This is a genomic window from Bacillus sp. 05T22, assembly GCF_056396765.1.
Genome location: NZ_JBFTMC010000126.1, coordinates 1 through 11,742, shown reverse-complemented (window position 1 = coordinate 11,742; position 11,742 = coordinate 1). Strand labels below are relative to the sequence as shown.

General features: G+C 37.1%; 10 protein-coding genes. 1 reads left to right on the top strand and 9 read right to left on the bottom strand.

Going from position 1 to position 11,742, the window contains the following annotated elements:
- The coding region (gene acpS, locus AC1DIT_RS24305; protein ID WP_476998464.1) for a holo-ACP synthase at window positions 1–345 on the bottom strand (345 nt) is incomplete at its 3' end.
- A gap of 92 nt (window positions 346–437) precedes the next feature.
- Here acpS and AC1DIT_RS24300 point away from each other — a divergent pair.
- Window positions 438–1,010 (top strand): rhomboid family intramembrane serine protease, encoded by a 573-nt coding sequence (locus AC1DIT_RS24300; protein ID WP_016117033.1) that lies wholly within the window; start codon window positions 438–440, stop codon window positions 1,008–1,010.
- Here AC1DIT_RS24300 and uvsE read toward each other — a convergent pair.
- The 8 genes from uvsE to AC1DIT_RS24260 form a co-directional block, all read right to left on the bottom strand.
- Entirely contained in the window at window positions 1,003–1,965 is a 963-nt protein-coding gene (gene uvsE, locus AC1DIT_RS24295; protein WP_016117032.1) for a UV DNA damage repair endonuclease UvsE, read from the bottom strand. The two genes, AC1DIT_RS24300 and uvsE, sit on opposite strands and share 8 nt — an antisense overlap.
- A gap of 89 nt (window positions 1,966–2,054) precedes the next feature.
- Window positions 2,055–3,611: a degradosome RNA helicase CshA gene (cshA, locus tag AC1DIT_RS24290; RefSeq protein ID WP_476998463.1), complete on the bottom strand. Its 1,557-nt coding sequence runs from the start codon at window positions 3,609–3,611 to the stop codon at window positions 2,055–2,057.
- Between the two features lie 306 nt (window positions 3,612–3,917).
- Window positions 3,918–5,294: a UDP-N-acetylmuramoyl-tripeptide--D-alanyl-D-alanine ligase gene (locus tag AC1DIT_RS24285; RefSeq protein WP_016117030.1), complete on the bottom strand. Its 1,377-nt coding sequence runs from the start codon at window positions 5,292–5,294 to the stop codon at window positions 3,918–3,920.
- 61 nt (window positions 5,295–5,355) lie between these two features.
- Window positions 5,356–6,441 carry a D-alanine--D-alanine ligase gene (locus AC1DIT_RS24280; protein ID WP_016133435.1) on the bottom strand — a complete coding sequence of 362 codons (1,086 nt, stop codon included), beginning with the start codon at window positions 6,439–6,441 and terminating at the stop codon, window positions 5,356–5,358.
- A 449-nt stretch (window positions 6,442–6,890) separates the two neighbouring features.
- Entirely contained in the window at window positions 6,891–8,165 is a 1,275-nt protein-coding gene (locus tag AC1DIT_RS24275) for an MDR family MFS transporter (RefSeq protein ID WP_016117028.1), read from the bottom strand.
- A gap of 108 nt (window positions 8,166–8,273) precedes the next feature.
- Window positions 8,274–9,689 carry an amino acid permease gene (locus AC1DIT_RS24270; protein WP_016117027.1) on the bottom strand — a complete coding sequence of 472 codons (1,416 nt, stop codon included), beginning with the start codon at window positions 9,687–9,689 and terminating at the stop codon, window positions 8,274–8,276.
- Window positions 9,690–10,067: 378 nt separating this feature from the next.
- The gene (locus AC1DIT_RS24265; protein WP_033671677.1) at window positions 10,068–11,237 is read right to left on the bottom strand and encodes a homogentisate 1,2-dioxygenase; all 1,170 of its coding nucleotides are present in this window, start codon (window positions 11,235–11,237) and stop codon (window positions 10,068–10,070) included.
- A partial coding sequence (locus AC1DIT_RS24260) for a fumarylacetoacetate hydrolase family protein (RefSeq protein ID WP_476998462.1) occupies window positions 11,203–11,742 on the bottom strand: 540 nt, incomplete at its 5' end. The genes AC1DIT_RS24260 and AC1DIT_RS24265, both read right to left, overlap by 35 nt.

Genomic DNA, 11,742 nt, shown 5'->3' with positions numbered 1-11,742 from the left:
TTCTAAAACAACCTGTGCCACTGCAAATTCTCTACTATGACTGATTGATAGATGAACAATCTGCTCTGTATTTGCAATAAGAACTGGCTTACCTCTATCATCATTTTTTATTTCAATATCCAAAAAACTCACTTCTTTTCCAATACCAGTTCCAAGAGCTTTAGAATACGCTTCTTTCGCTGCAAATCTTCCCGCTACAAATTCTACAAGACGATTCCCTTTTAATTTAGAAGCAACACTACGTTCCTCCTCAGTTAAAATACGCTCCATAAATTTAAGCTTTCCATCTAGCATTTTTTCAATTCGATTTAGTTCGATAATATCAATTCCGATCCCTATAATCATTTCAAAATTCCCCTTCTTCTATTTGTCTTCCTTCATTCATATTGTAAGAATAACAGAGAATCTTTCTGATGCAAAAGGAGTGAAAATATAAAATGCCAATACCCTATATGCGAACCACCTTACAACCCGTCATTCTCTCTTTACTTTTCTTGCAACTAATCATGATGATAATAGGAGATCTTTTCTTCCCTACTTTAGCTGCTTACAATGAATGTATTTCTAAGGGAGAATGGTGGCGATTTATAACTTCTCTATTTATACATGTAGACTTTCAGCACTTTCTTTCCAATAGCATTTGTCTATTTCTTCTCGGTCAATCTATCGAAAAACAACTAGGGAGTATTCGATTCCCTATTTTATTTTTTACTGCTGGCATTAGCGGCAATATTTTCTCTTATATTATTATGCCCATCGGGTATGTTCATGCCGGCGCATCAGGTGGAATTTTCGGATTACTCGGTGCACAGCTTTTTCTTTTATATAGTCGCTATCGGTCTTCTCAACCAAAAGAATTAATTTTCTTTTCTTCAATTATATTACTATTACTTCTTTTCACATTCTTCAATCCGTCCGCTAATCCTATTAGCCATTTAACCGGACTACTAATTGGTGGTATTTGCACTCCATTTTTAGCAAAAAAAAACGATGGTGTAGAGCTTATTTAATATAAAAGCTCCCGCCATCAATCATTTCCACCTCTGATTTTGTACCAAGATCTCGTATTAATTGAAATAAAGATTCATCCTTCTTTTTCGCTTCAATCATACAATCAATTTGCGAAACGCTACCTTTGATTTTCTGTAAAAAGGATAGAAAGGTATCTGCATTAATAAAGTCTGCGTGCGCTCGAGGATCATTGCCTTCTCTCGGGCTGGAAATATGCATTTTGATTGGTAATAAAGATGTTTTCCAAGTATTTACTACACGGTCCCAATCTTCATACCAATCTTCTTCATCGTTATTCATCATATGATGATGCAGGTCAAACACGACTGGAACTGCCAATTTTTCACCTAAATATAGTGTTTCTTTTAATGAAAAGGTCGTATCATCATTTTCTAACATAATCATTTCTTGAATACTTGCAGGAACATTTGACCAATTTTCAATGAAACGTTCTAACGCAAGTTCTTTATCATCATATCCACCACCAACATGTAACACAGAGCGATGACTCCGCTGTATGCCCATTCCTTTCAATAATTTCCGATGCATTTGAAGCGTCTTTATTGATTGTTTTACAATATTTTCTTGCGGTGAATTTAGCACAACAAAGTGATCAGGATGAAAATCGATCCTCATCTTCATCCGATGCGCATACTCACCCACTTCTTTTAATTTCTCTTTTAAAGGACGAATGTAATTCCAACCCAACAATTCTTCATGGTTTGCTAGAGGAATTAACTTTGAACTAAGCCGAAAAAATGCTATATCATGTCCCTTATTATGCTTTAATAACCGTAAACAATTTTCTAAATTAGAATTAGAAATTCTTTCAAGTTTATGAATCGCCGCCTCTCGATCTTTAATACGTTGAAATTGTGTATATGTCATCGTTTGAGATGGAGATGCATTGTTTAAGTGTACACTCATCGCTACATAGCCAAGTCTTACAAGCATAAAGTCCCTCTTTTCTATACAACTTACTTGTAGTATGCACAATTACACAAATAAAAAAGAGGATGACCTTTTGGTCATCCTCTTTTTTATTAAGCTTGTGGCTTACGGCTATGATGTTTTCTTTCGCCGCGTCCATTTGAAGATCCTGGGCGCCCCTGACCTTCACCTTTACGACCACGGTTACGATTACCATCACGGTTACCGTCACGATTGCGACCATCACGGTTGCGATCGCGATTACGACCATCTCCACCACGTCCATCGCGACTACGGTTACCATCACGGTATCCATTTCCGTTACCACCGCGCTTTTTAGAACCTCTTGAAACAACTGGTGGCTCTGATGTTAAGGCAATCGGTGTTGTATCTGGCTCTTTTGTCATCATTTTTAAAGCAGCTGCTACAACAGTTACAGAATCATTTTCTTCTAACATTTCTTCTGCAATACGTTTGTAGTATGATAAGTTATCACTTTCAATTGTGCTTTGAAGTTTTTCTGCGATTAAACGTTGTTGACCTTCTAATGCTTCGTCAAGTGTCGGTGCATTCATACGGTCTATTTTACGTTTTGTTGTATGTTCGATATTTTTTAATTGTCCTGATTCACGTGGCGTTACAAATAGCATTGCAATACCTTTTTTACCAGCACGGCCAGTACGACCAATACGGTGAACATATGATTCTGGATCTTGTGGGATATCGAAGTTATATACGTGTGTTACACCTGAAATATCAAGACCACGCGCCGCAACGTCTGTTGCAACAAGAACTTCAATAGAACCTTCTTTAAATTTACGCAATACAGACATACGTTTCGCTTGTGTTAAATCACCATGAATACCTTCTGCTGCATAACCGCGTAAGTTTAAAGCTTCTGATAACTCATCCACACGACGCTTTGTGCGACCAAATACAATCGCAAGCTCTGGAGATTGAATATCTAATAAACGTGTTAACACGTCAAACTTTTTCTTTTCTTRCACTTCTAAATAGAACTGCTGAATGTTTGGCATTGTTACTTCTTTTGCTTTTACTTTAATGTGTTGAGGCTCAGTCATGAAACGCTCAGCAATACGACGGATTGGGTCTGGCATTGTTGCTGAGAATAATAATGTTTGATGTGTTTCTGGCACATCTGTTAAAATTGCTTCAATATCTTCAATGAAGCCCATGTTTAACATTTCATCTGCTTCGTCAAGAACAACAGTTTCTACGTTTTGTAGACGAAGTGTTTTACGGTTAATATGATCTAAAATACGACCCGGCGTACCAACAATAATGTGTGGGTGTTTTTTTAGAGCACGAATTTGGCGGTTAATATCTTGGCCACCATAGATTGGTAAAATACGAACACGTTTATGTTTACCAATTTTGTAAAGTTCTTCTCCAACTTGGATTGCTAATTCACGCGTTGGTGCGATAACAATACCTTGAACTGATTCTTTATGTGTATCCACTTTATCTAATAGTGGTAATCCAAATGCTGCCGTTTTCCCTGTACCTGTTTGTGCTTGCCCAATAATGTCTTTACCTTGCAATGCATGTGGAATTGTTTCAGCTTGAATTGGCGTAGCCTCTTCAAAGCCCATACTTTCAACAGATTGTAGTAAAGAATCACTTAATCCTAATTCTCGAAATGTTGTCAATGTTACTTCTCCTTTTCTATCCTATACTTATCATTTAAAAAAAGGCGTTTTCCGAATTTGCGGAAAAGCCCTTTTCCTGAATGCTCACGTATATAAACGGGCGTATATTCTTCGCGAAAATACTTCTAAACGTTATTACACTTTATCAATTATAAGTTTTGTATGTGCAAAAAGCAAACCCAACTGTTACCTTATTTCATATAAAGAGCTTTTTTCTTCACTTTTATTTTTTTATTTTTTTACTGTAAGCGCTTATTAGCAGTTTCCACTATTTTTGTATCTATCATCCCTATTTACACGCACCAATTATTTCAACATCGTAATAACTTCTTCCAACTTCATTCCGCGAGATGCTTTTACTAATACAACGTCTTTCACATCAACGACTGCTTGTAAATTTTTCACAAGCTCTTCTTTATTGTCATATGCTTTTACACGTTCATTAGGGAAGTTAATTTTTGCTCCTTCAGCAATTTGCGCCCCAAGCCTACCGTACGTAAATACATAGGAGATTCGTGCAGGGTCAATTAACTTACCAACTTCATAATGAAATTGCACTTCTTGGTTTCCAAGCTCTAGCATATCACCAAGAACAACAATTTTTTTAGAAAATCCGTCTAAACCATTCATTAAATGAAAGGCAGCTTCCATAGCTGTTGGACTTGCATTATATGCGTCATTAATAATTGTTAACCCATTTTCTGTTTTCACAATTTCCATTCGCATACCTGTCATTTGAAGTGTTACTAAACCTCGCTTCATTTCTTCCCACGTTACACCGAAGTATTTCGCAATCGCCATTGATGCAAGTGTATTATACACATTGTGCTTCCCAAGAACTGGAAGATAGAACGCAACATTCTCATCCTGATTCATCTTAAAGTACGTTCCTGTCGCCTGCAACGTTACAGATGTTGGATAATAATTATTCGCCCTTGCATCACCAAATGTAATTGTCTCCGCAGCTAGGTTCATGCTCGGAACACGATTTGTTAAAAGCGGTTCATCACCATTGTATACAAATACTCCACCATCCTGTAATCCTGTAACAATTTCAAGTTTCGCCTCAGCAATCGCATCGCGAGATCCTAAATCCAGCAAATGTGCTTCCCCAATATTTGTAATGATTGCAGCATTCGGGCGAGCTAACTTAGATAAAAATTCAATTTCACCTCGGCCCGACATTCCCATCTCTAATACCGCCATTTCTGTATTTTCTTCTAGGCTTAAAATAGTAAGCGGCAAACCGATATGGTTATTAAAGTTCCCCTCTGTTTTTTGAACCTTAAATTTGGTTGCAAGGAGGCTTGTCACAATATCTTTCGTAGACGTTTTACCGTTACTTCCTGTTACACCTATAACTTTTACATCTAACTGATCACGATAGCTCTTTGCTAATGTTTGCAGCGCTTCTAGTGTATCTTCTACAAAAATCACTGGTATATTCACAGGAGGATTTTTCATATTTTTTTTCCAAAGCGTAGCTACAGCTCCATTTTCAATTGCTTTTTCTACAAAAGAATGACCATCAAAGCGATCACCCTGAATCGGAATGTATAAGTTTCCTGTTGTAATTTTTCTTGTATCAATAGATACACCTTGTACAGTTTCATTAACGTATTTTTCCGCTAAACCTGCACCCATTACCATTTGCTCTACTTGTTTTAACGTTCGTTTCATCATACATACCACTCCTTACATAGAAGAAACACTATTCTCTTGAATAGTGCTTCCCCCTTTTTTGTTAGATTGTATATTTAATTTTTTGCTTTTCTTCGTGACGCTCAATTGCCAAACGAATCAATTCTTCAATTAACTTCGGATATGGCAAATCCGTGTGTTGCCATAGCAGCGGGAACATACTAAATGGCGTAAATCCTGGCATTGTATTTACTTCATTAATATATACTTCCCCATCTTTCGTTAAGAAGAAATCCGCTCTTGTTAATCCAGCACCATCTAAAGATTGGAATGCACGAATTGCATCTCTTTGAATCACCTTTGACTCTTCTTCTGTAATTTCAGCTGGAATAATTAATGCCGTATCGCCATCAATGTATTTTGATTTATAATCATAAAACTCTTTCTTCGGTACAATCTCACCGACAACAGAGCATTTTGGCTCATCATTACCTAAAACGCCAACTTCCACTTCACGACCTACAATATTTTCTTCTACGATAATTTTGCGGTCAAATTGGAACGCTTCTTCAAATGCTTTTTCTAATTCTTCACGATCTTTACATTTATTGATACCAACACTTGACCCAAGGTTTGCTGGTTTGACAAAGCATGGGTAGCCTAATACTTCTTCTACCTTTTCATAAGCTGCTTGGCAATTTTTCTCCCATATACTGCGAATGAAAGATGCATACTTCGCTTGTTTCAATCCAGCTTCAGCAAAGATATTTTTCATAACAACTTTATCCATACCAGCAGCTGATGCTAATACACCGTTACCAACGTATGGAATATTCATTAACTCTAATAATCCTTGTACTGTTCCATCTTCACCATTCGGTCCATGTAACAGCGGGAAAATAACATCAATTGCCTCTTCTTGCTTAGAAGAAGAAGGTATAATTTCTGTACTTAATGATACTGGAGAAATTGCATTTTCCTCTCCATTCATTTGCAATGCTTGCACGCTCGTTACTTCACCTTCAATGCGTTCACCACGCATCCATTGGCCTTGCTCTGTAATATAAATTGGATGAATCTCGAATTTTTCTTGATTTAATGCTTTAATAGCAGCAAGAGCTGTTTGTAATGAAACTTGATGCTCTGCTGATTTCCCACCATATAATAAACCTAATTTAATTTTCGTCAATGAAATCACCCTAACCAATTGTTTTCATTTTTCTATTTTAGCACTTTTTATAAAAATAGGCAGTTCCTATTTGAAATAAAGTAAAACTTTTCTCAATAAGGGTCTTACCGCCTTCGAATAGCGCGATAAAATGAAACTTCCATAAAGTGAAACTTTAATCAGTGGGGATTTTCTTCATCCCCCACTGATTATTAGTTGAACGAATCGGGTTTTTACGGGCTATTACACACCCCACCTAACTTCTTTACTTTTGCTGAATTTTGAGGCGGGGGTCTTACTGCCCGCAAATAGTGGGATAAATGGCAGGACGGTTTCACCAATTACATTTTTACGAACAGCTATTGTAAATTCATATCCTTTTCTTGCACCAAATCTGTGTCATCCCCTGATCTAGTTATGTATCTAATATATATGAAGAAATGCTGTTTTTTGTGTATGTCACCTATTGATTAAGAAGATTGTTTCACCACATTTTCCCTTTGTCTTTGTTCTACAAGGTGATCTAAAGAAATATATACAAGACCGGCTATTACACACCCCACTCCTAAAATCGTAAACAATACATGCCCAAGCGATCGATCAAGTAGTAGTCCGCCAAGAAGCGGGCCGAACGCATTCCCTGTAATCCACTGCAAACTTGCCGCCCCCATATATGTTCCACGTAAATGCTCTGGTGCCAAATTTGCAACAAATGTCATTTGTACAGGAGACATAATCATTTCACCTAGCGTATATACCGCATAGACAACAAGTAATGTTATTAAAATAACCGTAGCCCCTGTTCCAAATTCACCAAACCACCTTGGAAGCCAACCGATGAATAACAGCCCGATTCCAAATAACCATGCCCCATATAACATCGTCTTTCCAACCGGTTTATCTGTTGCCCATTTTGAAATTTGGAATTGGAATAAGACAACTAACAAGCCGTTTAAAGCCATTAAATATGGATATGGGTTATTTTTCCCAAAGATTTCTTTCATTTCATTATCAAAATGAAGGGGGAGCATGCCTTCTGTTTGCGAGAAACCCATGGAAATAATAATACCAGTCAATAAATAAATCATAAGTACCTTATCTCTCAAAACAACTTTCCAAACAGATTCTGCTTCCTTTTTCGTATTCCCGTTCTCTTTCAATGCAGTTTTTGGCATCGTTTCTTGAATAAGCATTAACACAAGAAGTGCATAAAGCAGCATTGTAGAGGAAGCAATAATAAATACAAGGTTTTTCGAAAGTACAACTACAGAAGCACCCATAATCGGTCCGATTGCCGCGCCAATATTATGTCCCATTCGCAATAAACCGTATGCCTCCGTCCTCTTTTCAGGTGCTGTGACATCCGCTACCATCGCCGATGCTGCTGGATGAAATAATGAATTACTTAACCCTAAAAAAATAGACAAAATAGCATAAGGAATAAATCCTTCTATAAATAAAAAACCGAGCATCAACAATGCATTACTTGCCATCGAAAATATCATAATAGGTTTTCTACCATATATATCAGCAATTCGGCCACCTATAAGCGAACCAAAGCTTGCCGCAATAGGAGAAAGCGCCATAATAATCCCTACTTGTAATAAAGAATCTACTTTATCTTTTAAATACAATGCAAAAAATGGCATTAACATCATCATTGCAATTCCATTCAGTGTTTCTCCTATAAAACGAATCCACACATTACGGTCCATTGCTTGTAACTCACGCCACGTCTTTTTCATTTACAACACCCCTTTAATCAACCACTCCTTATCTTATATTAATTTTAGAAAAATGTAAATTTTCAAAATAAAAGATCCGTTCTATTCTATTTAGAACGGATCTTTTTCCTATAAATTCGCTACATTCTCCTCATCCTTTTTATTACTTAAAACACTATGCTTTCGACTATATAAGAAGTAAAACGCTATACCAATCACCATCCAAATGCCGAAACTCATCCATGCGGTTCCTGATAATTGAAGCATTAAATATACACAAAAGATAACCGTTAATGCAGGTAAAACTGGTACAAGTGGCACTTTAAAAACACGTGGTAAATCTGGGTGTGTTTTTCTCATTACGATAACCGCAACTGCTACAAGAGCAAATGCCGATAATGTTCCCATATTTACAAGGTGTGCTAATACATTTAAGTCGATAAGCCCCGAAATAAGTGCTGCGATAATTCCTGTCGTCCATGTATTTAAAAACGGTGTTTTAAATTTCGGATGAACTTTCGCAAGACGCTTCGGTAATAACCCATCGCGACTCATTGCATATGAAACACGAACCTGCCCATACATCATAACTAACATTACAGTTGTAATCCCTGTAATTGCTCCTACCGAAATAACACCTGCTAAACCATCTTGTCCAATAAACTGAAGTGCAAAAGCTACTGGATCAGAAATATTCAGCTGACCATAAGGTACAATTCCTGTCAAAATAAGTGAAACAACGATATAAAGAATCGTACAAATAAGTAATGATGCTATAATACCAATTGGTAAATCGCGTTGCGGACGTTTTACCTCCTCCGCTGCCGTTGATACAGCATCAAATCCAATGAATGCAAAGAATACCGTTGCAGCCCCAGCCATTACACCATCAAGACCAAATGGCATGAACGGCGTCCAATTTTCCGGCTTTACATAATTAAAACCAGCAAAGATAAAGAGTAATACAACTGCTAACTTAATAAAAACCATAATATTGTTTACGCGAGCACTTTCACGTACACCTCTAGATAAAAGGGCAGTCATAATTAAAATGATAATAACAGCTGGTAAATCGATAAGGCCACCCTTTCCTGTTCCAGGAGCAGAAGATAAAATGGTCGGAATATGAATCCCAAAACCTTTTAACAAGGATTGGAAATAAGCAGACCATCCATTGGCTACCGCAGATGTTGCTAATAAATATTCCAACATTAAATCCCATCCAATTAAAAATGCAAATACCTCTCCCATCGTTGCGTACGTATACGTGTAAACACTTCCCGAAACCGGAACAGAAGATGCAAATTCTGCATAACAGAATGCAGCAAAGGCACAAGCTAACGCAGCTATAGCAAATGATAAAATGATAGCTGGTCCAGAATGTTTCGCTGCCACAACACCCGTAAGAACAAAAATACCTGTCCCGACAATAGCTCCAATTCCAAGCATTGTTAAATCCAATGCTCCCAATGTTCTCGCTAATGTTTTCTGTTTACTTTCTTGCATTAGTTTTGCAATCGGCTTTTTTTGAAAAATTCGCTTCATAGCATGCACCTCTAAGTTTTAATTTTCTGAAAATTTTAATTATTTTTTATTTTACTCATAACGTGTTTTTTAGTCAACACTTTTGTCGAAATAAGCAGAAAAATATCTCATCAGCTAGCAGAATAAAATGCAATCCACACACAGTCATTTCCATTATTTAGCTTTAAAACTATATTAAATCGTAATTCCACATAAAAAGATAAATAATATACAAACAATACGTATAACTATATCCCTATATCTTTTTATAATTATTTTTGATATTCTATAAATTGTCGATTCCAACCAAAGAAAGAGGCATAATCATTTTATGAGCATGCCTCTTTCTTTTATCTCGCTATTTACGGGCAGTGAGCCTCCCTTGATGGAATTTTCACTTTATTTAGTATATGAACCTTCTTCAATCCAGCTATACATATACTTCTCATCTTCCGTTTCATGCGCTTGTTTCACAATACGGAGCGGACGGAACGTATCGATCATAACCGCTAATTCAATTGTTTCTTTTTTCCCTAAGCTTGCTTCTGTTTTCCCGGGATGCGGCCCATGTGGAATACCACTCGGATGGAGTGTAATTGAACCTTCTTCTACACCTTTTCTGCTCATAAAGTTCCCTTCTACATAATAAAGAACTTCATCACTATTTACGTTACTATGATAATACGGTGCTGGAATTGCTTCCGGATGATAATCATATAAACGCGGCACAAAAGAACAAATAACAAAGTTATGACCTTCAAAAGTTTGATGAACTGGCGGTGGCTGATGAATACGGCCTGTAATCGGTTCAAAATCTTCTACATTAAAGACCCAAGGATATAAATATCCATCCCATCCGACAACATCTAAAGGATGATGTCCCATAACATGTTTATGCATATAACCTCTCGACTTTGTCATGACAACAAACTCGCCTTTTTCATCATATGTCTCTAATTTTTCCGGCCCTCGAATGTCTCTTTCACAGAAAGGGCTATGTTCTAATAATTGACCATACTCATTACGATAACGACGCGGTGTTGTAATTTGGCTATTCGCTTCTACAACAAGAAACTTAGATTGTCCTTCATCTGGAATAACTCGGTAAATTGTTCCGATTGGAATCATTACATAATCACCTTTCCGGTAATGAATCGTTCCAAACATTGTCTCAATTTTCCCAGTTCCATAATGAACGAATAACATTTCATCTCCATCACCATTGCGATAAAAATAATCCATTTTTTCTGTCGGATTAACAACACCAATTAATAAATCTTCATTTCCTAATATAAAATTCCTCCCACTTACCGCATCTCCAGTTTTTCTATTCTCTTTCGTGCGAAAATGACGATGAGCAAGCGCCACATCTTCTTCATACTGTAACTGACAAGAATGCGCTAACGCAGCATGTCCTACTTCAGTTGGCATATAATGATGATACAAAATAGATTGTGTACCAGAGAAACCTTTCGTTCCCATCACCTGTTCACGATAAAGTGATCCATCTTCTTTACGAAATTGTACATGCCGTTTATGAGGAAGCTCCCCCATGTGACGATAATACATGCCCATCACCCGCTTTCGTTTCTTTTTTCACTGTGTTACGCAATGTACCTAGTCCAGTGATCGTAAGTTCTACAACGTCACCATCTTGTAACCACTTTTCTGTACCAAGTTCTAAAATACAACCAGTGCCAACCGTGCCAGAACCAATTACATCTCCTGGATATAACGTAACATCTTGCGAAGCACGTTCTATCATTTCTGCAAACKTATAGTAAATATCTCGGAAATTCCCTTTAGACAATAGCTCTCCGTTCACATGGGCAGTCATTTCTAAGTTATAACGTTCACCTGTGCGATAAACATCTAACTCCTCTTTTGTAACAAGATAAGCTCCTAATGAAGTAGCAAAGTCCTTTCCTTTTGCCGGACCAAGCCCTACTTTCATTTCCTCAGCTTGCAAATCTCTTGCGCTCCAGTCATTCATAATACAATAACCGAAAATATATTCTTCTGCTTGTTCACGCGAAATATTTCTTCCCTCTTTCCCAATAACACAAGCGATTTC

Bases quoted from the DNA above. Each gene is read 5' to 3' on its own strand.
- AC1DIT_RS24300 (WP_016117033.1), top strand. From the start codon at position 438: ATGCCAATACCCTATATGCGAACCACCTTACAACCCGTCATTCTCTCT.
- uvsE (WP_016117032.1), bottom strand. From the start codon at position 1,965: ATGCTTGTAAGACTTGGCTATGTAGCGATGAGTGTACACTTAAACAAT.
- AC1DIT_RS24285 (WP_016117030.1), bottom strand. From the start codon at position 5,294: ATGATGAAACGAACGTTAAAACAAGTAGAGCAAATGGTAATGGGTGCA.
- AC1DIT_RS24275 (WP_016117028.1), bottom strand. From the start codon at position 8,165: ATGAAAAAGACGTGGCGTGAGTTACAAGCAATGGACCGTAATGTGTGG.
- AC1DIT_RS24270 (WP_016117027.1), bottom strand. From the start codon at position 9,689: ATGAAGCGAATTTTTCAAAAAAAGCCGATTGCAAAACTAATGCAAGAA.
- AC1DIT_RS24265 (WP_033671677.1), bottom strand. From the start codon at position 11,237: ATGTATTATCGTCACATGGGGGAGCTTCCTCATAAACGGCATGTACAA.